The 26,111-nt window shown below is 66.6% G+C and carries 8 protein-coding genes, 3 rRNA genes and 1 pseudogene; 11 read left to right on the forward strand and 1 reads right to left on the reverse strand.

Features of this window, described 5'->3' with window-relative positions; all coding sequences use genetic code 11:
* Positions 1–57: 57 nt before the first annotated feature.
* From ispD to glgX, 5 genes are all read left to right on the forward strand, one after another.
* Positions 58–798: a 2-C-methyl-D-erythritol 4-phosphate cytidylyltransferase gene (gene ispD / locus QFZ50_RS18110; protein ID WP_307086550.1), complete on the forward strand. Its 741-nt coding sequence runs from the start codon at positions 58–60 to the stop codon at positions 796–798.
* A gap of 36 nt (positions 799–834) precedes the next feature.
* A complete protein-coding gene (ispF, locus tag QFZ50_RS18115) occupies positions 835–1,368 on the forward strand; it encodes a 2-C-methyl-D-erythritol 2,4-cyclodiphosphate synthase (protein WP_307086552.1) in 534 nt (177 codons plus the stop codon).
* Between the two features lie 26 nt (positions 1,369–1,394).
* Positions 1,395–2,861 carry a cysteine--tRNA ligase gene (cysS, locus tag QFZ50_RS18120; RefSeq protein ID WP_307086554.1) on the forward strand — a complete coding sequence of 489 codons (1,467 nt, stop codon included), beginning with the start codon at positions 1,395–1,397 and terminating at the stop codon, positions 2,859–2,861.
* 122 nt (positions 2,862–2,983) lie between these two features.
* On the forward strand, positions 2,984–3,964 hold the full coding sequence (gene rlmB, locus QFZ50_RS18125) for a 23S rRNA (guanosine(2251)-2'-O)-methyltransferase RlmB (RefSeq protein WP_307086556.1): 981 nt from the start codon (positions 2,984–2,986) through the stop codon (positions 3,962–3,964).
* 8 nt (positions 3,965–3,972) lie between these two features.
* Positions 3,973–6,069: a glycogen debranching protein GlgX gene (glgX, locus tag QFZ50_RS18130; protein WP_307086558.1), complete on the forward strand. Its 2,097-nt coding sequence runs from the start codon at positions 3,973–3,975 to the stop codon at positions 6,067–6,069.
* Positions 6,070–6,300: 231 nt separating this feature from the next.
* Here glgX and glgP read toward each other — a convergent pair whose 3' ends face one another.
* Positions 6,301–8,913 (reverse strand): alpha-glucan family phosphorylase, encoded by a 2,613-nt coding sequence (glgP, locus tag QFZ50_RS18135; RefSeq protein ID WP_307086560.1) that lies wholly within the window; start codon positions 8,911–8,913, stop codon positions 6,301–6,303.
* Between the two features lie 131 nt (positions 8,914–9,044).
* Here glgP and QFZ50_RS18140 point away from each other — a divergent pair, with 131 nt between their 5' ends.
* The 6 genes and pseudogenes from QFZ50_RS18140 (at position 9,045) to rrf (ending at position 22,938) form a co-directional block, all read left to right on the forward strand.
* The gene (locus QFZ50_RS18140; protein WP_307086562.1) at positions 9,045–11,084 is read left to right on the forward strand and encodes an alpha-1,4-glucan--maltose-1-phosphate maltosyltransferase; all 2,040 of its coding nucleotides are present in this window, start codon (positions 9,045–9,047) and stop codon (positions 11,082–11,084) included.
* Positions 11,084–12,850, forward strand: coding sequence for a maltose alpha-D-glucosyltransferase (treS, locus tag QFZ50_RS18145; RefSeq protein ID WP_307086563.1), 1,767 nt, complete (start codon positions 11,084–11,086; stop codon positions 12,848–12,850). Before QFZ50_RS18140 ends, treS begins: the two co-directional genes overlap by 1 nt.
* Positions 12,850–16,657, forward strand: a pseudogene (gene glgB / locus QFZ50_RS18150) (1,4-alpha-glucan branching protein GlgB). The gene treS and the pseudogene glgB overlap by 1 nt, the downstream one beginning before the upstream one ends.
* 457 nt (positions 16,658–17,114) lie before the next feature.
* Positions 17,115–18,649: ribosomal RNA gene (locus tag QFZ50_RS18155) — 16S ribosomal RNA — on the forward strand.
* A 655-nt stretch (positions 18,650–19,304) separates the two neighbouring features.
* Positions 19,305–22,460, forward strand: a 23S ribosomal RNA gene (locus QFZ50_RS18160).
* A gap of 361 nt (positions 22,461–22,821) precedes the next feature.
* Positions 22,822–22,938 (forward strand): 5S ribosomal RNA (gene rrf, locus QFZ50_RS18165).
* Together the 16S, 23S and 5S rRNA genes form the textbook arrangement of a ribosomal RNA operon.
* The last annotated feature ends 3,173 nt before the right edge of the window (positions 22,939–26,111 follow it).

Here is a 26,111-nt window from a genome sequence, read left to right on the forward strand (position 1 = left end):
CGCGGAAGAGGGACCTTCGGGTCCCTCTTTTTCGTGGTCCTGACATAGGGTGACGGGGTGTCCGAGAAGAAGCATCCCCTCCCCGCCGGGGTGGGCGTCGTGGTCGTGGCCGCAGGGTCCGGGCAGCGCCTGGGCCAGGGCATCCCCAAGGCCCGTGTCCTGTGCGGTGGGCGCACCCTCCTCCAACGCTCCCTCGACGCCGTGATCGCATCCGGTGTCGCCACGCATGTCGTCGTGGTCCTGCCGCAGGACGACGCCGTCCTCGCCGCCGTGGTCTCCGACGCCGCACGGCGTACCGGCGGCCCGGCCATCGTCGCCGTGACCGGTGGCACCACGCGGACGGCCTCCGTCCGCGCCGGCCTCGATGCGCTCCCTCCCCCGACCGCCGTCGTCCTCGTCCACGACGCCGCCCGGGCCCTCACCCCGCCGGACGTGTTCCGGCGCGTCGCGGAGGCCGTCGCCGCAGGCGCCCCGGCCGTGATCCCGGTGCTGCCGGTCGTGGACACGGTCAAGGTGGTGGACGGCGACGTCGTCACTGCGACGCCGGACCGTGGGGGCCTGCGGGCCGTGCAGACCCCGCAGGGCTTCGACGCGGCGGCACTGCGGGCGGCACACGCGGCAGGCGGTCCGGCCGATCCGGCGGTCACCGACGACGCCATGCTGATGGAGGCGCACGGCGCCACCGTGCGGGTCGTCGAGGGCGACCCCCTCGCCTTCAAGATCACCACGCCCCTGGACCTCGTCGTCGCCGAGGCGGTCCTCGCGCGGGATCCCGCCGCCTCCCGCATCGCCGGCTGATTCGGCCGCCGACCCCTACCAGCACCAGGAGCAGCCGTGTACCTGAGCGAACACACCCACCTTCCCCGCACGGGCATCGGCGTGGACGTCCACGCCTACGCGCCGGCCGACGCGCCGGCGCCCCTCTGGCTCGCGGGCCTGCTGTGGGAGGGGGAGCGGGGCCTGTCGGGGCACTCAGACGGCGACGCGGTCGCCCATGCCGCGGCCGACGCCCTGTTCTCCGCCGCCGGTGTCGGCGACCTCGGCACGCACTTCGGCACCGACCGCCCCGAGTACGCGGGCGCCTCCGGGCATGCGCTCCTCGGTGCGGCCGCGTCGATCGTCCGCGAGGCGGGGTTCGACATCGGCAACATCGCGGTCCAGCTCATCGGCAACCGCCCGAAGTTCGGTCCCCGCCGCGCCGAGGCGGAGGCCGTCCTGTCCGACGCCGCGCAGGCACCCGTGAGCATCTCCGCCACCACCACGGACGGACTGGGCCTGACCGGCAGGGGAGAGGGCATCGCGGCCATCGCGACCGCCGTCGTCGTGCGCTCCCGCGAGCAGGCGACGCCCGGGGGCCCGCAGGGCTGAGCCGACCCGCCGGGTAATCTGGACCGGTGAGCCTGCGATTCTATGACACCGCCCGCGCCGAGGTGCGCCCCTTCGAACCCCTCGAACCGGGCAGGGCGAGTCTCTACTACTGCGGTGCCACGGTGCAGGGCATGCCGCACGTCGGCCACGTCCGCTCCGCGATCGCGTTCGACCAGCTGACGCGGTGGCTCGAAGCGCGGGGTCTCCGCGTCACGGTGGTGCGGAACGTCACGGACATCGACGACAAGATCCTCGCCAAGTCCGCCGACTCGTTCAGCGACGGAGCGTCCCTTGACGACCCGACGGTGGTGCCCGAGGAGCAGTGGTGGGCCCTCGCCTACCGCTTCGAGCGCGCCTTCGACAGCGCCTACACCGCCCTCGGGGTCCGGCCCCCCACCTACGAGCCACGGGCCACCGGGCACATCCCCGAGATGCACGCCCTCATCCAGCGGCTGATCGAGCGCGGCCACGCCTATCCGGCGCCGGATGGCTCCGGCGACGTCTACTTCGACGTCCGGTCCTGGCCCGCCTACGGCAGCCTCACGCGCCAGGACATCGACGACATGCAGGCCGCGCCCGACGCCGACCCGCGCGGCAAGCGGGACCCACGCGATTTCGCGCTGTGGAAGGGCTCGAAGGACACCGACCCCGCGAGCGCGTCCTGGTCGAGCCCGTGGGGCACCGGACGGCCCGGCTGGCACCTCGAGTGCTCCAGCATGGTCACCAAGTACCTCGGCACGGAGTTCGACATCCACGGTGGGGGTCTCGACCTGCGCTTCCCGCACCACGAGAACGAGATGGCACAGTCGCAGGCCGCAGGCCACGCGTTCGCCCGGTTCTGGATGCACAACGGCATGGTCACGTACGGCGGCGAGAAGATGTCGAAGTCGATCGGCAACACCGTCAGCCCCCAGGAGATGATCGACGCGGCCGGGCCCCGGGTGGTGCGCTACTACCTCGGCCAGGCCCACTACCGGTCCGTCCTCGACTACCGCGGGACGTCGCTGCAGGAGGCGGCGTCCGCGGTGGCGCGGATCGACGGGTTCATCGCGAAGGCCTCCTCGCGCGTCGGTGCCCCGGCCCGCGGTGCCGTCCGCGCCGCCGATCTCCCGGCGGCCTTCGCGGAGGCCATGGACGACGACCTCAACGTCCCCCAGGCCCTCGCGGTCCTCCACACCACGGTGCGCGGCGGCAACACGGCGCTGGCCGCGGGCGACGACGACGCCACCCGGGCGGCTCTCGCCGCCGTCGTCGCCATGACCGCCGTGCTCGGTCTCGACGACGCCGGGGACGCCGTCGCCGGTACGGCCGCGGATGCGGCCGCCACCCGCGCCCTCGAGGCGCTGGTGGGGGATCGGATCGCCGAACGGGGCGACGCCCGGACCGCGCGCGACTGGGCGCGGGCGGACGCCATCCGCGATGCGCTGGCCGCCGCCGGGATCGTCCTCGAGGACGCCGCCGACGGCGTCCGGTGGTCCCTCTCGGGCGACTGACCGGCCCGGTCGGCGTCCTGCGCCGGGCCGCCGGCGCGGCCGGACGGACGCCCGTGCCGGTCCACCCCGTCGGGTCCGCGTAAACTGGAGGCGATTCTTCCTCTATATAAAGGTGTTCTCCCATGGCCAGTCACGGACGTCCAGGCGCGGTTCGCAAAACGAAAAAGGGCCCCACCATCGGCACCGGCGGACATGGGCGCAAGTCGCTCGAGGGCAAGGGCCCCACGCCCAAGGCGGAGGACCGCCCGTACCACAAGGCGTACAAGAACAAGGAGCTGGCGGAGCGTTCGGCCGCCAAGCGCGACGGCAAGGGCGCTGGCACCGGTCGTACCCGGGGCAAGGCGGCCGAGGAGGTCGTCACCGGCCGCAACTCCGTCGTGGAGGCGCTGCGGGCGGGCATCCCCGCGAAGGCCCTCCACGTCGCCATCCGCATCGAGGTGGACGACCGCGTCCGCGAGTCGCTGAAGATGGCCGCCGAGCGCGGCATCCCCGTGATGGAGACCGGCAAGCCGGAGCTGGACCGCATGACCGACGGCGCCGTGCACCAGGGGCTCATGCTGCAGATCCCGCCGTACGAGTACGCCGACGCGCTGGACCTCGTGGACGAGACCATCGAACGTTTCCGGCGCGGGCACATCGGCAACGCCCCGCTCTTCGTGGCGCTGGACGGCATCACCGATCCCCGCAACCTCGGGGCCATCATCCGCTCCGCGTCGGCCTTCAGCAGCCACGGCGTCATCGTGCCCGAGCGTCGCTCGGTCGGCGTGACGGCGTCCGCCTGGAAGACCAGCGCGGGTGCCGCGGTGCGCGTACCCGTGGCCCGTGTGGGCAACCTCAATGCCGCGCTGAAGTCCTTCAAGGAGAAGGGCATCTTCGTCCTCGGGCTGGACGGCGACGGTGACGTCTCACTGCCGGAGCTGTCGCTCGGCCGCGATCCCATCTGCATCGTCGTCGGCTCGGAGGGCAAGGGGCTCTCCCGGCTCGTCCGCGAGAACTGCGACCAGATCGTGTCCATCCCCATCGACTCCGCCATGGAGTCGCTGAACGCGTCGATGGCGGTGGGAATCACGCTCTACGAGGTGTCCCGCCAGCGCTCCGCCTGACCCCGGGCATGACGAACCCCGCGCCCCTGCCGCGCGCTTCCCGCGAGTTCCCGCTCGGACTCCATCCCGTCAGGGGGGCCTGGCGCCGGGACGACCACGTCAATGCGGCGGTGTGGGCGCCGGGCATCGCCTCCATGGACGTGCACTGGCGCCGCGCGGATGGGACCTGGACCTCGGACACGCTGGTCGGGCTCGACGGCGGCGTCCACCACGGTGTGGTGGGTCCGGTGGCGCCGGGCGCCCTCTACGCGTTCTGGCCCACGGGCCGGGACCTGCCGGGGTCCGTCGGCGAGGCGCAACTGCTCCTCGATCCGTACGCCCGGGCCATCGAGACCGTCCAGGCCGATCCGGAGGAGTCGGCGTCGCGCTCCTACTACTCGGTGTTCCTCGAGCATGCGTTCGACTGGGGGACGGGCGAGCGGCCCCTCACCCCGTGGCGGGACACGGTCATCTACGAGGCCCACGTCAAAGGCCTCACGAAGCTTCATCCCGACGTGCCGGAGGAACTCCGTGGGACGTACGCGGGCCTCGCCCACCCCGTGATGATCGCCCATCTGCGGGACCTCGGGGTGACCGCCGTCCAGCTCCTCCCGGTGCACTTCCACATCGACGAGCCGCACCTCGAGCCCCTGGGACTCAGCAACTACTGGGGCTACAACACGCTCGGCTTCTTCGCGGCGCACACCGACTACGCCACGGCCGCGGCCCGGGCGGCGGGGCCGTCCGCCGTGCTCGACGAATTCAAGGGCATGGTCCGCGCACTGCACGACGCCGGCCTCGAGGTGATCCTCGACGTCGTCTACAACCACACCGCCGAGGGGGAGCAGCACCGCCCCGCGCTGTGCTGGCGCGGGCTGGGGGACCACGACTACTACCGGCACGACGACGCCGGACGGTACGACGACACGACGGGGTGCGGGAACACCCTGGACTTCTCCGAGCCCCGCGTCGTCGAGTTCGCGCTCGACTCGCTGCGGTACTGGGTCGAGGAGTTCAGGATCGACGGCTTCCGGTTCGACCTCGCCGTGAGCCTCGCCCGCGACGAGCGCAACGCGTTCACCCCGAGGCATCCCTTCCTCGTGGCCGTCAGGGCCTCCGAGGCCCTCCGCGGCACCAAGCTCATCGCGGAGCCGTGGGACCTCGGGCCGGACGGCTGGCGCACCGGGCAGTTCCCCGTCGGCTGGGCGGACTGGAACGACGGCTTCCGGGACACCGTGCGGGACTTCTGGCTGCACGACGTGGCCGCGATCGAGCATGGCGGGACCGGGGCCTCACTGGGACGACTGGCCGGACGCCTGGCCGGGTCCGCCGAGATGTTCGCGGCGTCCGGCCGGAGTGCACTGGCCTCGATCAACCTCGTGACGGCGCACGACGGCTTCACGCTCGCGGATCTCACGGCGTACGAGCGCAAGCACAACGAGGCCAACGGGGAGGAGAACCGCGACGGCTCCAACGACAACCGCAGCTACAACCACGGTGCCGAGGGGCGTACGGAGGACGAGGCCATCCTCGCCCGAAGGGAGCGGAGCGCCCGCAACATCATGGCGTCGCTGCTCATCTCGCTGGGCGTCCCGATGCTGATGGCCGGGGACGAGCTCGGACGCAGCCAGGGCGGCAACAACAACGCCTACTGCCAGGACAACGAGCTCACGTGGGTGCACTGGCCCGACGACGCCGCGTCGCGCCGCATGCTCGGGGCGACGCGCACGCTGCTGTCCATCCGGAGGGACTTCCTGGCCCGGCAGCCCGCCACGTTCCCCTCCCGCCGCGACCAGTCCACGCTGCTCTGGTTCAACGCCGCCGGGCTGCCCATGACCTCGCAGGAGTGGAACGACCCGCACACGAGGACCGTGCAACTCCTCCTCGGCTCGACGGGCGGCACCATCAACGGGCTCGTGGTGATCAACGGCTCGCTCGAGGCCACCCGGATCCACCTGCCCTCGGCATGGATCCTGCAGGGCCAGGGCGTCGAGGGGGAGCAGCCGCGCTGGTTCAGCCCCACCTTCGACTCGGCGGTCCCCGGCCCGCTCGGGGAACGGGTACGCCTGCTCTCGGGTGACGGCGATACCGTGGCCGGCGACTCGGTGCGCATCTACCGCTGCTGACCCCCCCCTTGGCTCCCTGCACCCGCTGACCCCCGGGCGGGAGCCGCCGTCGTTCCCGCTTTTCCCCGCGCCACGCCGCCGATCAGCGGCGTGGCGCGGGCAACACGGGCCGAGTCTGCTGAAACCCGGGAACGACGACGAGTCGCCGGAGCGACGCACGCAGGGGACCCGGGAACGACGAAGCCCGGGACCGCAGGGTCCCGGGCTTCGGTCTGGGTGTCGGGCAGCCGATCAGGCGTTGACGATGAGTCCCAGCTCGGCCTTCGTGGCCAGCGTCGCGTGCTTCGGGAGCACCCGCACGGTGTAGCCGAAGGACCCGGAGTGGTCGATCCGGACGCCGCCCGTGAACAGGTAGCGTCCGCTGCCCAGGTTCTCGGAGACGTCGAGATCCTCGACCGTGACGTCGCTCAGCTCGTCGCTGTCGAGGGCGCGGCCGTAGGCCACCTCGACGGTGACGTCGTCGGGGTCGAGGCCACCGAGCGACACGTACGCGTTGACGGTCAGCGAGTCACCGATCTGCGGGTTCTCCGAGACGCCCGTGGAGTCCACGTGTTCCACCTGGACGGCCGGCCAGTTGCCCTGGACCCGGGACCGCCACGCGGCGGTCCGCTTCGCGAGGGCGAAGGAATCGGCGGCGGCCTCCTGCCCGGAACGCCAGGCGGGACGGTACAGCTTCTCGACGTAGTCCTGCAGCATGCGCTCGGCGGACACCGCCGGGCCGAGTGTGGCCATGGTGTGCTTGATCATCGCGATCCACTGGTGCGGGACGCCGTCGCGCGAGGGCTCCGACGGCCCGGCCGCTCCCGCACCCTCGGCGGGGACGAGCGAGTAGAAGCGCGGGCCCACCTGGGTCTCGAGGAGGTCGTACAGGGCTGCGGCCTCGATGTCGTCGCGCTCGTCGGCCGAGGCGCCGTTGTTGGCCGTCGGGATCGCCCAGCCGTTGTCGCCGTCGTACATCTCGTCCCACCAGCCATCGAGGACGGACAGGTTCAGGCCGCCGTTGATCGCGGCCTTCATGCCCGACGTGCCGCAGGCCTCGAGGGGCCGCAGCGGGTTGTTCAGCCAGACGTCGCAGCCCGGGAAGAGCGTGCGGGCCATGGCGATGTCGTAGTTGGGCAGGAAGACGATGCGGTGGCGTACCTCGGGATCGTCCGTGAACCGGACCAGGTCCTGGATCATGCGCTTGCCCTGCTCGTCGGCGGGGTGCGACTTGCCGGCGATCACGAGCTGGATGGGGTGCTCCGGGTGCAGCAGCAGCGCCTTGAGGCGGGCGGGGTTGCGCAGCATGAGCGTGAGGCGCTTGTACGTCGGGACGCGGCGGGCGAAGCCGATCGTCAGGACGTCAGGGTCCAGCACGGAGTCGGTCCACGCGAGTTCGGCGTCGGCCGCCCCGCGCTTCTTCCAGGAGGAGCGCAGCCGCTGGCGTACGTCGTCGACCAGGTTGGAGCGCAGGCGGCGGCGCAGCGCCCAGATGTCCGTGTCGGGCACGTCGTAGACCTTGGCCCACTGGGGGTCGAGGACGGACTCGGCGCCGAAGTGCTCGAGGGCGAAGTCCGCGATCTGCGGATCCACCCAGCTCGGGACGTGCACGCCGTTCGTCACGGAGGTGATGGGGACCTCGCGGGTGTCGAACCCCGGCCAGAGCCCGGAGAACATGCCGCGGGAGACCTCGCCGTGCAGTTTCGCGACGCCGTTGGCGCGCTGCGCGAGACGCAGGCCCATGACGGCCATGTTGAACTTCGTCGGGTCGCCGTCCGCGTAGTTCTCGGCCCCGAGCGCGAGGACGCGGTCCGTGGGCACGGCCGGCGCAAGGCCCGCGTGGAAGAAGTGCTCGATCTGGGAGCGCTCGAAGCGGTCGATCCCGGCCGGTACCGGGGTGTGGGTGGTGAACACCGTCGACGCCCGTCCCGCCGTGAGCGCCTCCTCCCAGCTCATGGGCGACTCGTTGGAGGGGTCCATGAGCTCACGGATGCGCTCGATGCCGAGGAAGCCGGCGTGTCCCTCGTTGGTGTGGAACACCTCCGGCGCGGGTGTGCCGGTGAGGCGCTGGAAGATGCGCAGGGCCTTGACCCCGCCCATGCCGAGGAGCAGTTCCTGCTGGAGGCGCTGGTCCCCGCCGCCGCCGTAGAGGCGGTCGGTGACGTTGCGTGCCGCATCGTCGTTCGCGGCCACGTTCGAGTCCAGGAGCAGGAGGGGGACACGGCCGACGTCGGCGCGCCAGATGTGCGCCGACAGCTGCCGGCCGTTGGGCAGGGGCAGCACCACCATCGCGGCGGAGCCGTCCTCCTCGCGGAGCAGGGTCAGCGGCAGGCCGTCGGGGTCGAGGACGGGGTAGGTCTCCTGCTGCCAGGCATCGCGGGAGAGCGACTGCTTGAAGTACCCGGCCTGGTAGAGCAGGCCGACGCCGATCAGGGGGACGCCGAGATCGGACGCGGACTTGAGGTGGTCGCCGGCCAGGATGCCGAGGCCACCGGAGTACTGGGGCAGGACGGCGCTGATGCCGTACTCGGGGGAGAAGTAGGCGATGCTGCGGGGCGCGTCCTCGCCGAGGCCCTGGTACCAGCGCGGTTCCGTCAGGTAGCTGTCGAGGTCGGCGCCGAGCTCCTGGATGCGCTGCACCAGTTTCTCGTCGGCGGCGAGCTGCTGAAGCTTCTCGCGCGTCACGGACCCGAGGAAGGACACGGGATCGTGGTCGCTCGCCTCCCAGGCTGCGGGGTCTATCTCCTCGAACAGGCGCGAGGTGGGCAGATGCCACGACCAGCGCAGATTGCTGGCGAGCTTGCCCAGCGGTGCGATGTTCTCGGGGAGGACGGTTCGGACGGTAAATCTGCGGATGGCCTTCACCCCGATTACGCTAGCGCACTTGCCCCACCCTGGGGAGCGGATGCGTAAACGCTTGCTTAATACGGGAGGGTCGCTGACATTACGCCAAGCCCCCTTAGCAATTCGGGCCATTACTCGCTAACGTCGTACGGGTGACCACCACTACCGAGCAGAATCGAAATGCCCAGTATCCCGAGGGACTGCGCTTCGGCCGCATTCCCATCACGGCGGTCAGTCCCGTCGTCGAGGACGGCCGCTTCCCCGCGAAAGGCATCCCCGGCTCGGACATCGCCGTGGGCGCGACCGTCTTCAGGGAGGGCCACGACCAGCTCGGCGTCTCGGCCGTCCTCTACGATCCCCGCGGCAAGGAGGTGCAGCGCGTCCGCATGACGCCGGTGGGATCCGGCCTCGACCGCTGGGCCGGCACGCTGACGCCGCGCGCCAAGGGGCTGCACACGTTCACCATCGAGGGATGGTCGGACGTCTTCGGCACCTGGGAGCACGACGCCACCATCAAGATCGCCGCTGGAGTCGACGTCGAGCTGATGCTCGCCGAGGGCGCGGCACTCTTCACCAGGGCCGCCGGGGAGCGGACCGGCCGGGACGCGACGCTGTTCCGCCGTGCAGCGGAGGTGCTGGCCGACGCCGATCAGGGCGTCGACGCCCGCCTCGCCGCCGGGCTGTCCCCCGAGATCCACGAGGCCATCGCACGCAAGCCCATCCGGTCGCTGGTGACCGCCTCCCGGGCGTACCCCATCAACGTCGAGCGCGAACTGGCAGGACGGGCCGCCTGGTACGAGTTCTTCCCCCGCTCCGAAGGGGCCTCCTACAACCCCGAGACGGCGGAGTGGACCTCCGGGACGTTCCGCGAGGCCACGAAACGGCTCGACGCCGTGGCGGCCATGAACTTCGACGTCGTATACCTGCCTCCCATCCACCCGATCGGCCGGACGCACCGCAAGGGGCCGAACAACACGCTGACGGCCGGGCCCGCGGATCCCGGTTCGCCGTGGGCCATCGGGTCGGCGGACGGCGGCCACGACGCCATCCACCCCGATCTCGGTACGTTCGAGGACTTCGACGCGTTCGTCGCCCGGGCCCGGGAACTCGATCTCGAAGTGGCCCTGGACCTCGCACTGCAGGCCGCGCCGGACCACCCGTGGGTCCAGACGCACCCCGAGTGGTTCACCACGCGCGTGGACGGGTCCATCGCCTACGCCGAGAACCCGCCGAAGAAGTACCAGGACATCTACCCGATCAACTTCGACAACGACCCCGGGGGACTGTCGAAGGAGATCCTGCGGATCGTCCTGATGTGGATCCAGCACGGCGTGAAGATCTTCCGTGTGGACAACCCGCACACGAAGCCGGTGCAGTTCTGGGAGTGGCTGATCGCCCGGGTGAACAAGAAGCACCCCGACGTCATCTTCCTGGCCGAGGCCTTCACCCGGCCGCCGATGATGCACGCCCTCGGCCGGGCCGGGTTCCAGCAGTCGTACTCGTACTTCACGTGGCGCAACACGAAGACGGAGCTCGAGGAGTACTTCACCGAGATCAGCACGGTCTCGCCGGCCTACTTCCGGCCCAACTTCTTCGTGAACACGCCGGACATCCTCACCGAGTACCTCCAGTACGGCGGGCCGGCGGCCTTCAAGATCCGCGCCGTGCTCGCCTCGATGGCCAGCCCCCTGTGGGGCGTGTACTCGGGCTACGAACTGTTCGAGCACGTGGCCCGGCCGGGCGCCGAGGAGTACATCGACAACGAGAAGTTCCAGTACCGCCCCCGTGACTACGCCGCCGCCGAGGCGGAGGGCCGCTCCCTGGCCCCCTTCATCACGCGCCTCAACGCGATCCGCCGTGCGCACCCCGCACTGGGGGACCTCGAGAACCTCACCATCCACGGCAGCACCGATCCCGCCACCGTGGTCTTCGCCAAGCACAAGCAGACGGCCGAGGGCAAGGACACCGTCATCGTCGTCGTCAACGTGGACCCGCATAGTACCCGGGAGAGCACGGTGTCGCTGGATCTCGCGCGTCTCGGTCTCGATGCCGCGGATATGGACGAGAACGGTACGTTCCTCGTGGACGATCTCCTCACAGGTCAGACCTTCACCTGGGGCGAGCACAACTACGTCCGGCTCGATCCCTACGTGGAACCCGCCCACATTCTCTCAATCAGGAGGCAGCGCTAGTGCCCAACCCCTTCCAGCTCAACGCACCTGGACTGGCCCACGACCCCCACTGGTACCGCAAGGCGGTCTTCTACGAGGTCCTGGTCCGTGGTTTCGCCGATGCGAACGGGGACGGCTCCGGTGATCTCTCCGGCCTGATCGAGAAGATGGACTACCTCCAGTGGCTCGGCGTGGACTGCCTGTGGCTGCCGCCGTTCTTCAAGTCGCCCCTGCGCGACGGCGGCTACGACATCTCGGACTACTACGACGTCCTCGACGAGTTCGGTTCCCTCGGGGACTTCAAGAGGCTTGTCGCCGAGGCCCACGCCCGCGGCGTCCGGGTCATCATCGACCTGCCCATGAACCACACCTCGGACCAGCACCACTGGTTCCAGGAGTCACGCCGGGATCCCGAGGGCCCCTACGGCGACTTCTACGTCTGGAGCGACACCGACGAGAAGTACGAGGACGCGCGCATCATCTTCGTGGACACCGAGGAGTCGAACTGGACGTTCGACCCGGTGCGCCGCCAGTTCTTCTGGCACCGCTTCTTCAGCCACCAGCCGGATCTCAACTTCGAGAACCCCAAGGTGCAGGAGGCCATCTTCGACGTCGTGCGGTTCTGGCTGGACCAGGGTATCGACGGCTTCCGCGCCGACGCCATCCCCTACCTCTTCGAGGAGGAGGGCACCAACTGCGAGAACCTGCCGCAGACGCACGAGTTCCTCAAGCGGCTCCGTGCCATGGTGGACGAGAACTACCCGGGCCGCGTCATCATCGCCGAGGCGAACCAGATGCCGGACGAGGTGGTGGAGTACTTCGGCAGCGAGGACGAGCCCGAGTGCCACATGTCCTTCCACTTCCCGATCATGCCGCGGCTGTTCTACGCCCTGCGGGACCAGAAGGCAGCCCCGATCATCGAGACGATGGCCGAGACCCCGGACATCCCCGTCGGCGCCCAGTGGGGTACGTTCCTCCGCAACCACGACGAGCTGACGCTCGAGATGGTCACCAACGAGGAGCGGGAGGCGATGCTCGGCTGGTACGCGCCGGATCCGCGCATGCGCGCCAACGTCGGTATCCGCCGTCGGCTGTCCCCGCTGCTGGACAACTCCCGCGCGGAGGTGGAGCTGATCCACGCCCTGCTGCTGTCCCTGCCCGGCAGCCCGTTCCTCTACTACGGTGACGAGATCGGTATGGGCGACAACATCTGGCTCGAGGACCGCGACGCGTCGCGGACCCCGATGCAGTGGAACCCGGACCGCAACGCCGGCTTCTCCCCGGTGGACCCGGGCAAGCTGTACCTGCCGGTCGTGCAGTCGCTCGTCTACCACTTCAACCACGTGAACGTGGAAGCGCAGATGGCGACGTCGAGCTCGCTGCTGCACTGGGTCCGCCAGATGCTCGCCGTGCGCAAGACCCACCCCGCCTTCGGACTGGGCGGCTACCGCAACGTCCCGGTGGAGTCGGAGTCCGTCCTGGCCTTCCTCCGCGAGATCGGTGAGGGCAACGTCGAGGGCGAGCCCGCCGAGTCGGTGCTGTGCGTCTTCAACCTCTCGCAGCACCCCGTCGCGGCGAAGATGCGCCTTCCGCAGTTCGCGGGCCGCGGACTGCGTGACCTGTTCGGCGGCGCGATCTTCCCGGCGTTCGGGGAGGACGGTGAGATCTCGCTGACGCTCGGCAGCCACGACTTCTTCTGGCTCCGCGTCCGCTCGGCGAACTCCAACGCGTCATCGCCCCTCACCGAGGCGATGCCCGTCATCTCCATGTCGGAGGCGGTCAGGTAGTGGCAGCCCATACGCCCTTCATCCCCGAGATCCTCACCGAATGGCTCCCGGCGCAGCGCTGGTTCCCCGTGAAGGGGGAGACGGTCGACCTGACGGTCGTCGGCGGGACCGTCCTCGAGGACCCGGCCGGCGACGCCGGCTTCGAGGTGCACTTCCTGGCCGTGACCTCCGGGAAGCGCACCGATGTCGTCAGCGTGCCCATCAGCTACCGTTCCGGACCGCTCGACGACGCCGCAGCCGGCCTCATCGGCCAGGTGGACCACCCGGAGCTCGGTGCGCGCTGGGCGTACGACGCCACCCATGACGCGGACTTCGTGCGCCTCTGGGTGGACTTCATCCTGTCGCGGCGGTCCACGCCCGACGGCCGGCTCGCCGGCGTCGTCGTCAAGGCGCCCGCCGGCCAGGAGCCTGGCACCGAGCAGCCCGTGAAGGTGCTGCAGGGTGAGCAGTCCAACACCTCCGTGGTCTACGGGTCCGGACCGGGATCGATGATCGTGAAATTCTTCCGGGTGCTCGCAGCCGGCGAGAGCCCTGACGTGCAGATCAGCGCCGAGCTCACCGCCGGCGGGTCCACCGACACGCCCGACACCTTCGGCTGGGTCACGGGGACCTGGCAGGTACCCGACGGCGAACCCGGCCAGCACGTGACGGGCCACGTCAGCGTGCTGCGGGACTTCGTCGAGGGCAGCACCGATGCCTGGCGCACCGCGTCGGCCGCCGCCTCGAGTGCCGCTGATTTCACGGCGGCGGCGCGCGGCCTCGGCCGGGCGGTGGCACGCATCCACCAGCAGCTCGACGGCGCCTTCGGCAGCCGGACGGCCACCGAGGTGGAGGAGAAGGAGTTCAAGGACGCCCTCGCACAGCGCATCCGCTGGGCATGGGAGGAGGCCGGCGACGTCGTCGGTCCCCTCGACGGCGAGGTCGAGCGCATCATCCGCGAGATCCAGGCCGTCGAGGGCATCCCCCCGCTGCAGCGGATCCATGCGGACCTCCACCTCGGCCAGGTGCTCCAGGCACCCGACGGCGCCTGGCTCATCATCGACTTCGAGGGGGAGCCACTCCGGCCCACCGCCGAGCGGAGCGTGCCCGACGTGACCGTGCGCGACGTCGTCGGCATGGTCCGTTCGCTCGAATACGCGGCCGCGTCCCGCGGCGCCGCTCCGCTCGGTTCCCCCGACGCCGCCGCGACCGAGCAGTGGTCCGACGCCGCACGCGGTGCCTTCCTCGAGGGGTACGCGGAGGAGATCGGTGCCCCCGTGGACACCGCCGGCCCGCTGTTCCGTGCCCTCTGGCTCGACAAGGCCCTGTACGAAGTCGTCTACGAGATCCGCAACAGGCCCGACTGGGTCGAGATGCCCGCACGGGACGTCCGTCGCGCCCTGGGCGCACAGTCCGGTGCCGACGCAACGAAAGCAGCTGACATGAACACTCCGAAGAACACCGGCCCGGACAAGGGTGCGGGCCAGACGAATCTCGTCGCCAAGGCGGCCAAGACCGTCGCCGGGACAGCGAAGGGCCGCAGCGGACAAGGCCATCAGCGCCGCCGCGGAGGTCGCGGACAAGGCCCGCGAGGTGGGCTCCGGCCCGACCGAGGCGCCGCGGGCCGAGGCCGGCACCGCCGACCTCACGCCCGCCCCTGTCGAGCAGTCCGTCCTGCAGCAGGTGTCGGAGGGCGTGTACCACCAGCCCCACGCGGTGCTGGGCGCCCACCTCGACAGCGACGACGTCGTCACCGTCCGGACGCTGCGCCGTCTCGCGCGGTCCGTCGTGGTCGTCACCGGGTCCGGCCGTACGGAGCTCCGGCACGAGCACAACGGCATCTGGGTCGGCGCCCTCGCGGCGGAGAACCCGGGCCACGTCCCCGACTACCGGCTCGAGGTGACGTACGAGGGCGACCCGATCACCGTCGACGACCCGTACCGGTTCCTGCCGACACTCGGCGAGATCGACATGCACCTGATCGGTGAGGGCCGGCACGAGACCCTGTGGACCGCCCTCGGGGCGCACGTCCGCCACTACTCGTCCGTCCTCGGCGAGATCGAGGGCGTGTCCTTCGCTGTGTGGGCGCCCAGCGCACGTGCCGTCCGCGTCATGGGCGACTTCAACGGCTGGGACGGCACCGTCAACGCCATGCGATCCCTCGGCAGCTCGGGCATCTGGGAGATTTTCATTCCCGGGGCCGGCGCGGGCACCTGCTACAAGTTCGAGATCCTCGGCAGCGACGGACAGTGGCGCGAGAAGGCAGACCCGATGGCGCGCGGCACCGAGATCCCGCCGCTCACCGGCTCGAAGGTCGTCGAATCCACCTACTCCTTCAAGGACGACGAGTGGATGCAGGCCCGTGCGGCCGCCGATCCGCACAACGGCCCCATGAGCGTCTACGAGGTGCACCTCGGATCCTGGCGCCAGGGCCTGAGCTACCGCGAACTGGCGGAGCAGCTCGCGGAGTACGTGACCTGGCAGGGGTTCACGCACGTCGAGCTCATGCCGGTCGCGGAGCACCCGTTCGGCGGGTCCTGGGGCTACCAGGTGACGTCCTACTTCGCGCCCACCTCCCGCTTCGGTTCGCCGGACGACTTCAAGTACCTGATCGACACGCTCCACCAGGCCGGTATCGGCGTCATCATGGACTGGGTCCCGGCCCACTTCCCGAAGGACGCGTGGGCGCTGGCCAAGTTCGACGGCGGCACGCTGTACGAGCACGGCGACCCGTTCCTCGGTGAGCACCAGGACTGGGGCACGCTGATCTTCGACTTCGGCCGTCGCGAGGTGCGCAACTTCCTGGTGGCGAACGCGCTGTACTGGCTCGAGGAGTTCCACATCGACGGGCTCCGCGTGGACGCCGTCGCCTCGATGCTCTACCTGGACTACTCGCGGGAGGAAGGACAGTGGCGCCCGAACAGGTTCGGGGGTCGCGAGAACCTCGAGGCCATCTCCTTCCTGCAGGAGGTCAACGCGACCGCCTACAAGCGGGCGCCGGGAATCGTCATGGTCGCCGAGGAGTCGACGGCGTTCGACGGCGTCACTCGGCCCACCAGCTCGGGCGGGCTCGGGTTCGGCATCAAGTGGAACATGGGCTGGATGCACGACACCCTCCAGTACATCTCGGAGGATCCGATCAACCGGGTGCACCACCACGGCAAGGCGACGTTCTCCATGGTGTACGCCTACACCGAGAACTTCATGCTGCCCATCAGCCACGACGAGGTCGTGCACGGCAAGGGATCACTCCTGCGCAAGATGCCCGGTGACCGCTGGCAGCAGCTCGCCAACGTCCGCGCCTACCTGGCCTTCCAGTGGGCGCACCCCGGCAAGCAGCTGATCTTCATGGGCTCGGAGTTCGCGCAGGAGTCCGAGTGGGCCGAGCACCACAGCCTCGACTGGTGGCTCACCGAGACCCCCTCCCACAAGGGCGTGCAGGAACTCGTCCGGTCGCTCAACACGGTCTACCGGGACACCCCGGCCCTGTATGCGAGGGACAACGAGCCGGCCGGCTTCCAGTGGATCGACGAGAACGACGGCGAGCACAACACCCTGTCCTTCATCCGGTGGGACCACCAGGGCAATCCGCTCGTCTGTATCGCCAACTTCGCGGGAGGGCCGCACGAGGGATTCCGCGTCGGACTGCCGTGGGCGGGCGAGTGGACCGAGGTCCTCAACACCGACTCCGCCGAGTTCGGCGGATCGGGTGTTGGCAACGCCAGCCCCATCACTGCCCGGGAGGGCGCACACAACGGGCAGCCTGCCTACGGAGACGTGCGCGTGCCGCCTCTCGGCGTGCTGTACCTGAAGCCCGCGACGTCCTGATCCCCGAGTCGGCACGACGGCGGCGGCCCCCGATCATCGGGGGCCGCCGCTGTTTTGCATCCACCGGCAGGGGGTGCTACTGTTTATATCCGCGCTGATGAAGTTATCTGGTCGGCCGACAACCACAGAACCTGGATGCCTCTCCTGTCCGCTTGGGCGGGAACGGAGAACGGGAGATGTGGGAACCGGCCGATTTGGACAAACCGAGACAGAGCGGGTAGGCTTGTAAAGTTGCTTCGGAGCGAGAACATGACGGTTTGGTTGTGTTTGGTGCCGGTAGCTCCTGTTGTTTGAGAACTCAATAGTGTGCCAAGTTTGTTGATACCGATTGTTTTTTGATTGGTTGAATTTGCTGGTTGCCGCACCCCGTGTGGTGGCTGGTTTTTTTGGCTGGTTTCGAATTTTGTGCAATGGTGTCACCCGTTTTCCCGGGTGGTGTTGTTGTGTCTGTAATGCATTTACGGAGAGTTTGATCCTGGCTCAGGATGAACGCTGGCGGCGTGCTTAACACATGCAAGTCGAACGATGAACCTCACTTGTGGGGGGATTAGTGGCGAACGGGTGAGTAACACGTGAGTAACCTGCCCTTGACTCTGGGATAAGCCTGGGAAACCGGGTCTAATACTGGATACGACCTTCTGGCGCATGCCATGTTGGTGGAAAGCTTTTGTGGTTTTGGATGGACTCGCGGCCTATCAGCTTGTTGGTGGGGGTAATGGCCTACCAAGGCGACGACGGGTAGCCGGCCTGAGAGGGTGACCGGCCACACTGGGACTGAGACACGGCCCAGACTCCTACGGGAGGCAGCAGTGGGGAATATTGCACAATGGGCGCAAGCCTGATGCAGCGACGCCGCGTGAGGGATGAAGGCCTTCGGGTTGTAAACCTCTTTCAGTAGGGAAGAAGTCCATCTTTTGGGTGGGTGACGGTACCTGCAGAAGAAGCGCCGGCTAACTACGTGCCAGCAGCCGCGGTAATACGTAGGGCGCAAGCGTTATCCGGAATTATTGGGCGTAAAGAGCTCGTAGGCGGTTTGTCGCGTCTGCCGTGAAAGTCCGGGGCTTAACTCCGGATCTGCGGTGGGTACGGGCAGACTAGAGTGCAGTAGGGGAGACTGGAATTCCTGGTGTAGCGGTGAAATGCGCAGATATCAGGAGGAACACCGATGGCGAAGGCAGGTCTCTGGGCTGTAACTGACGCTGAGGAGCGAAAGCATGGGGAGCGAACAGGATTAGATACCCTGGTAGTCCATGCCGTAAACGTTGGGCACTAGGTGTGGGGGACATTCCACGTTTTCCGCGCCGTAGCTAACGCATTAAGTGCCCCGCCTGGGGAGTACGGCCGCAAGGCTAAAACTCAAAGGAATTGACGGGGGCCCGCACAAGCGGCGGAGCATGCGGATTAATTCGATGCAACGCGAAGAACCTTACCAAGGCTTGACATGAACCGGAATGATGCAGAGATGTGTCAGCCACTTGTGGCCGGTTTACAGGTGGTGCATGGTTGTCGTCAGCTCGTGTCGTGAGATGTTGGGTTAAGTCCCGCAACGAGCGCAACCCTCGTTCCATGTTGCCAGCGGGTTATGCCGGGGACTCATGGGAGACTGCCGGGGTCAACTCGGAGGAAGGTGGGGACGACGTCAAATCATCATGCCCCTTATGTCTTGGGCTTCACGCATGCTACAATGGCCGGTACAAAGGGTTGCGATACTGTGAGGTGGAGCTAATCCCAAAAAGCCGGTCTCAGTTCGGATTGAGGTCTGCAACTCGACCTCATGAAGTTGGAGTCGCTAGTAATCGCAGATCAGCAACGCTGCGGTGAATACGTTCCCGGGCCTTGTACACACCGCCCGTCAAGTCACGAAAGTTGGTAACACCCGAAGCCGGTGGCCTAACCCCTTGTGGGAGGGAGCCGTCGAAGGTGGGACCGGCGATTGGGACTAAGTCGTAACAAGGTAGCCGTACCGGAAGGTGCGGCTGGATCACCTCCTTTCTAAGGAGCGCCTCAGGTTCATGTCGTCCATCCTCAGTGGTGGGTGTGTGGCCTGCAGGAGTCAGCCCATAGCGCGGGCGTTTGTTCCGCGGTGGGTGCTCATGGGTGGAATATCAACGGATAGGTCCCGGAGGGGTCCTGGTGGCGTGTGAGTACGCACCGGTGGTGCTGGTGTCCCTGGAAGGGGATGGTGGCCGGCTGGTGTCTGGAAAGCGCGTGTCGGGGTTTGTTCGGGTAATCGTTTGGCACACTGTTGGGTCCTGAGATAACAGGGCCCTGTTCTTCGTGGGTGGTGTCGGTCGTGGACCGGGTACCGGGTGCGTGTGCGAGGAAGGCGACGTGGGGGGTCCTTTGGGATTCCTTGGGTGGTTCTTCCTTCGTGCGTGTCGGTGTTCCTGGTGTGGGGTTGGTGCCGCGTGTCGGGGGGTGGGGTTTGGTTGTTTCTGGTTTTCCCGCGCATGCTGCGCGCCCGGTTTGTTCCCTGGTTCTCCTCATTGTGGGGGGTGTGGGGTCGGGTGTTCGGGTGTGACGGGGTTGTTGGTTGAGAACTGCATAGTGGACGCGAGCATCTTAAAAAGAAGCAATTTCTAAGATAAATCTGGTTTCGGACGTATGTTCGGGCCTGGTTTTCTCGATATGTTTTTTGATCTTTTGTGGTCAAGTTTTTAAGGGCACACGGTGGATGCCTTGGCATCAGGAGCCGAAGAAGGACGTGGGAATCTGCGATAAGCCTGGGGGAGTTGATAACCGAACTTTGATCCCAGGATGTCCGAATGGGGAAACCCCGCCCGGCGCGCGAGTGACCGGGTGACCCGTATCTGAACACATAGGGTACGTGGAGGGAACGTGGGGAAGTGAAACATCTCAGTACCCACAGGAAGAGAAAACAATAGTGATTCCGTTAGTAGTGGCGAGCGAACGCGGACGAGGCTAAACCAGTGGTGTGTGATAGCCGGCGGGCGTTGCATCACTGGGGTTGTGGGACTTTCCGTTCCAGTTCTGCCGGACTGGTGAAATGAGTGCGTGCGTATAGGTGAACGGGTTTGAAAGCCCGGCCGGAGAGGGTGTTAGTCCCGTAACCGTAATGCGTGACGCCGTTTGGAGAGGATCCCAAGTAGCACGGGGCCCGAGAAATCCCGTGCGAATCTGCCAGGACCACCTGGTAAGCCTAAATACTCCCTGATGACCGATAGCGGACCAGTACCGTGAGGGAAAGGTGAAAAGTACCCCGGGAGGGGAGTGAAACAGTACCTGAAACCGTGTGCCTACAAACCGTCAGAGCAGCCTTGTAGCTGTGATGGCGTGCCTTTTGAAGAATGAGCCTGCGAGTTAGTGTTACGTCGCGAGGTTAACCCGTGTGGGGAAGCCGTAGCGAAAGCGAGTCTGAATAGGGCGAGTGAGTGGCGTGATCTAGACCCGAAGCGAAGTGATCTACCCATGGCCAGGTTGAAGCGACGGTAAGACGTCGTGGAGGACCGAACCCACTTCAGTTGAAAATGGAGGGGATGAGCTGTGGGTAGGGGTGAAAGGCCAATCAAACTTCGTGATAGCTGGTTCTCCCCGAAATGCATTTAGGTGCAGCGTTGCGTGTTTCTTACCGGAGGTAGAGCTACTGGATGGCTAATGGGCCCTACAAGGTTACTGACGTCAGCCAAACTCCGAATGCCGGTAAGTGAGAGCGCAGCAGTGAGACTGTGGGGGATAAGCTTCATAGTCGAGAGGGAAACAGCCCAGACCACCAACTAAGGCCCCTAAGCGTGTGCTAAGTGGGAAAGGATGTGGAGTTGCCCAGACAACCAGGAGGTTGGCTTAGAAGCAGCCACCCTTGAAAGAGTGCGTAATAGCTCACTGGTCAAGTGATTCCGCGCCGACAATGTAGCGGGGCTCAAGTACACCGCCGAAGTTGTGGCATTCACATAGATCCCAAGCCGGAGACTTGTTCTCTTGGTTCAAGGATGTGGATGGGTAGGGGAGCGTCGTGTGGGCAGTGAAGTCGCGGTGGAAACCAGCGGTGGAGCCTACACGAGTGAGAATGCAGGCATGAGTAGCGAAAGACGGGTGAGAAACCCGTCCGCCGAATGATCAAGGGTTCCAGGGTCAAGCTAATCTGCCCTGGGTAAGTCGGGACCTAAGGCGAGGCCGACAGGCGTAGTCGATGGACAACGGGTTGATATTCCCGTACCGGCGAAGAACCGCCAATACTGATCGAGGGATACTAACCGCCAGAAGCATGACCGCCCACCCTTGTGGTGACGTGGTTTTTTGTGGATCGCGGGACCTGATCTCGGGAGGTAAGCGTATTAACAGGTGTGACGCAGGAAGGTAGCCGAGCCGGGCGATGGTTGTCCCGGTCTAAGGATGTAGGGCAGGGCGTAGGCAAATCCGCGTCCTCGTGTTCAGTCACGAGCCTGAGATCTGATGGGACCCCCGTCAAGGGGGGATTCGGTGATCCTATGCTGCCGAGAAAAGCATCGGCGCGAGGTTCCAGCCGCCCGTACCCCAAACCGACACAGGTGATCAGGTAGAGAATACTAAGGCGATCGAGAGAATTATGGTTAAGGAACTCGGCAAAATGCCCCCGTAACTTCGGGAGAAGGGGGGCCCCAACTGTGAAGGCGACTAGCTCGCCGGAGCGGATCGGGGCCGCAGAGACCAGGGGGAAGCGACTGTTTACTAAAAACACAGGTCCGTGCGAAGTCGCAAGACGATGTATACGGACTGACTCCTGCCCGGTGCTGGAAGGTTAAGAGGACCGGTTAGTTTCACGCTTGCGTGGGACGAAGCTGGGAATTTAAGCCCCAGTAAACGGCGGTGGTAACTATAACCATCCTAAGGTAGCGAAATTCCTTGTCGGGTAAGTTCCGACCTGCACGAATGGAGTAACGACTTCCCCGCTGTCTCAACCATAAACTCGGCGAAATTGCAGTACGAGTAAAGATGCTCGTTACGCGCAGCAGGACGGAAAGACCCCGAGACCTTCACTATAGTTTGGTATTGGTGTTCGGTGTGGCTTGTGTAGGATAGGTGGGAGACTGTGAAGCGTGGACGCCAGTTCACGTGGAGTCATCGTTGAAATACCACTCTGGTCACTCTGGATATCTAACTTCGGCCCGTAATCCGGGTCAGGGACAGTGCCTGATGGGTAGTTTAACTGGGGCGGTTGCCTCCTAAAAAGTAACGGAGGCGCCCAAAGGTTCCCTCAGCCTGGTTGGCAATCAGGTGGCGAGTGTAAGTGCACAAGGGAGCTTGACTGTGAGAGAGACATCTCAAGCAGGGACGAAAGTCGGGACTAGTGATCCGGCGGCACATTGTGGAATGGCCGTCGCTCAACGGATAAAAGGTACCTCGGGGATAACAGGCTGATCTTGCCCAAGAGTCCATATCGACGGCATGGTTTGGCACCTCGATGTCGGCTCGTCGCATCCTGGGGCTGGAGTAGGTCCCAAGGGTTGGGCTGTTCGCCCATTAAAGCGGTACGCGAGCTGGGTTTAGAACGTCGTGAGACAGTTCGGTCCCTATCCGCTGCGCGCGCAGGAAATTTGAGAAGGGCTGTCCTTAGTACGAGAGGACCGGGACGGACGAACCTCTGGTGTGTCAGTTGTACTGCCAAGTGCACCGCTGATTAGCTACGTTCGGATGGGATAACCGCTGAAAGCATCTAAGCGGGAAGCCTGCTTCAAGATGAGATTTCCATACACCAAGAGTGTGAGAGGCCCCCAGCCAGACCACTGGGTTGATAGGCCGGACGTGGAAGCAGGGACTAAAGACCTGTGAAGCTGACCGGTACTAATAAGCCGATAACTTACACCACACACCCACCCCCACCCTTCACACGGTGGCCACGGGATCCCGGGCAACCAGGACCCCGAACCACCCTCACGAACGGTGACACAGGGGCAGGTGAAAGATCGACATGCTACGCGTCCACTATGCGGTTCCCAACCAACAACAGGAACCACCCCCACCGGGACCCGTCCCCACCCCGCCCCCACCAGGGCAGGCAAGGACACGGGCCCCACACCAGGGGGCACACATAACTGAATAGGTCCAACCAGCACAACACGACCAACACCCACAGATTTACCGCCACCGAACCCGAAACCCCACCACGGACACTGCACACCACAGTCCACCACGGGGTCAGGGCGCCCGGTCAGGCAGGTAGCAAGGGTTACGGCGGTCATAGCGTGGGGGAAACGCCCGGTCCCATTCCGAACCCGGAAGCTAAGACCCACAGCGCCGATGGTACTGCACCCGAGAGAGTGTGGGAGAGTAGGACACCGCCGGACAACCATTACAAGGACGAGGCCCCACCACCGGTGGGGCCTCACCCCTTTAACCACCCCCAGACACCCCAGGAAGCCCGGCAACCCGGGCGGCTCGGCCGCCGGCAAGCCAACCGCGCGGCAGCCCCGGGGCCAGCAGGTCGGCGGATCCGGCCGAAACACCCATGCATCAGAGCTACAGCCCGGCACGCCGGCAGTAGCGCCAGGAGCGGACCTCTGTCCGGCATAGGCAGCCCGGCAACAATGCCACCCAGCCGCCGGCAAACCAACCGCGCGGCAACCCCGGGGCCAGCACGTCGGCGGATCCGGCCGAAACACCCATGAACCACTAGAGAGCTACAGCCCGGCACGCTGGCAGTAACGCCAGAAGCGGACCTCGGTCCTGCACAGGCAGCAACAGGGCCGCCCACCACCAGATTTGGCCGGTAGCGATGGCACGCGGGACCATCTCTTTTCGCCTCAACAAGCCGGCTCGATAACGATGACGGCCGACGCCCGCAGGCGGTGACGATGCCCGCATCCGGCGGCTGACGCCCGCGCCCGGTGACGGTGCCGCGGCTGGCGGCGATGCCCGCGCCCGGTGACGGTGCCGCACCCGGCGGCTGACGCACGCCCCTGTGTCGATGCTGCGCTGCCGCCGGCATCCTGAGCAGCATACGGAGCTGCCATTCGGACCGGGCACTGCACCTGAGCTGCAGCGCCGACGATCTGCGTCGGCAACTGTGAAGCCCGCTACCACTTGGGATCGGCCACCAGAGCGTGCCGGCACGCACTGCACGTCTTGGCCGCTACCCGCGGCCGGCGGCCTTACTTCGTGTTGCCGATAGTCCGGACCGACTAACCGTGCCGTGCACCCGTTCCGGAGCCGTATCGCCGACGACCTGGGTCGGCAACGGTGATGTCCGCTACCACTTGGGATAGCTCAGCACACCAAGCCGGCACCCACGGTACGTCTGAGCCAGTACCCGCGGCCGGCGACTTTGATTCTTGTTGCTGCTAGCAAGGCTGACTATCGGGGCGGCGCACCCGCTCCGGATCGGCACATGCGCTGCCCGACACGCAACGATCACGCTCAGCACCGCCCGCCGACCGTCCGCCGACCGTCCGCCGACCGTCCGCCGACCGTCCGCCGACCGTCCGCCGACCGCCCGCCGACCGCCCGCCGACCGTCCGCCGACCGTCCGCCGACCGTCCGCCGACCGTCCGCCGACCGCCCGACGCTGCGCCACCAGCTCGGGCGCCTGCACTCGAGGTACTCCTGAACCATGAGGGCCGCGCACGCTACTCATTCAGCTCTCGTACAGCGACTCCCACAGCCGCTTGGCAGGTGACCCGGCATCAGCGAGTCATGCAACACACTCGCACTTCAGCATCCAGGAACGTGGACGGCGACGGCGATGGTGCCGCTAACCGGCAGCGGGGTTGCTTCATGTGGGGTCGGCAGGAGCCTGATCGGGTCGCATGATCCTCAATGGTCCATGCCGCAGGAGTTGCAGAAGCCGCAGGTGGAGTGTCGAGCCACTTCAGGTCGGCGGCGGGTGGGCGGACTACTGCAGCCAGTAGGTGCGGCCGCACTCCTCAGTTGGATGACCGCGTCATGGGAAGGATCCGAGAGCGCCGTGCTTCGCCCGCGCCAAGGCTTGCTTGTGATGGGGATTCTGGCGCTCCCCTAGTGCCCCACACCTCGAGGTGCGGGGCGGATGGAGCGATGGAGCACCGTCCGGTGAAGGAGCACGCTCAGTTGTACGCCGCCGCCCACGCCTTGTACGTCGTTCCGATTGGAGGCTGCTTTGTTTGCCGCAGGCTTGTCGGCCGCGACAGTGCAAAGGGCGACGCCCGACGCCGGATAGGTTGGCGCTGCCGGGAGGTGCGCCTCTTCGTCGTGGCATCGCGGATACGGGGCCCGGTGAAGATCGAGCAGGCTTCGGGCTGCTCGACCGCCAACATTCAGAGCCGGGAGACAGGGAGTACCCCGTAGGAACCTTCAACTGGTGACGTATGGGTAACTGGGCTGCGCTGCGGTACGAAGACGCGACATGGACGATACGCAGATAGAGGCAGCGCCGGCACTCGCCCGGCGCTGGTGACAGGCAGGCGCCACGGGCTACGGAACGATGGCCTGCCGGCAACTGGAGAGGGTGTCTGTCGGCCGGGGTGTGCCCAAGCCTTCGGGCAGGCTCACGTCATCCGTGCCGTGCCGTGCCGTGCCGTGCCGTGCCGTGCCGTGCCGTGCCGTGCCGTGCCGTGCCGTGCCGTGCCGTGCCGTGCCGTGCCGTGCCGTGCCGTGCCGTGCCGTGCCGTGCCGTGCCGTGCCGTGCCGTGCCGTACCGAGCTGTGCTGTACCGATTCGGTCCAGCCCCGGTCGATCCCGGCGGCGGTCTCCGCGGGCACCCCGCAGACCGGCAAGCAGGTACTCCCTGGCCGAAGCTCCGCCGGTGACGGGCAGATCGCATTCCCGACGACCAGTAGATGGAGCTGCACCCGACGCTGGATACACCCATCAGTACAAGACACGGCTCGAAGCCGAGTGGGTGGAGAGGGCGAGGCACCGCCCCCGCCCTGCCAGGGCATTCCACTTGTCGGACCATAACGGCCGAGGCCAGGTGCTTGCCGGCCCGCGAGAGCCAGAATCGAGTACTCATCGGACCGTGACAGCCAGGGGACCAGGAAATCCTTCACCCGCTCGGAAGCACAGTGGCGGAAGGGGGGGGGGGGGGGGGGGGGGGGGGGGGAGACACCCTCCTCGAGGAACCGCGGTTGGCAGAGCCTTGCGTGTAGCCCCAGGTTCCAGGGAGGCTCCGGCGGCTAAAAGGGGCGGAGTGATCCCCGTAGCGACTCGGGGGAACGGCGTCCAGAAGGGGTCCGGCCAGGGGTGACGTAGACAACGTCCGCTCAGTTTGCTCCGATGCTGAGCGGCGTGTAATGTTTCATGAGTTGCCCCGGTGAGGGTAGCCAACCCCTTCAAAAACTAGCGGTCAGTTCGTGCGCTCTAAAGCGGCCCGGAATTTGGCCTCTAATTGTCATGGGATTGTCTTGTCATATGTCTTTCCGCAGGCAGTAAGCCAAAGCAGAGGATTTGACAAGAGAAAAGGAAATGAAATAAGCTGTAAACACAACGGCGAAGGAAAGCAAGCCGACAAAGTGCAGAAGCGCTGGTCTTGCAAGTAATCGAACGT

Origin of the sequence: Arthrobacter agilis (assembly GCF_030816075.1) — a bacterium.
Taxonomy (GTDB): domain Bacteria; phylum Actinomycetota; class Actinomycetes; order Actinomycetales; family Micrococcaceae; genus Arthrobacter_D; species Arthrobacter_D agilis_E.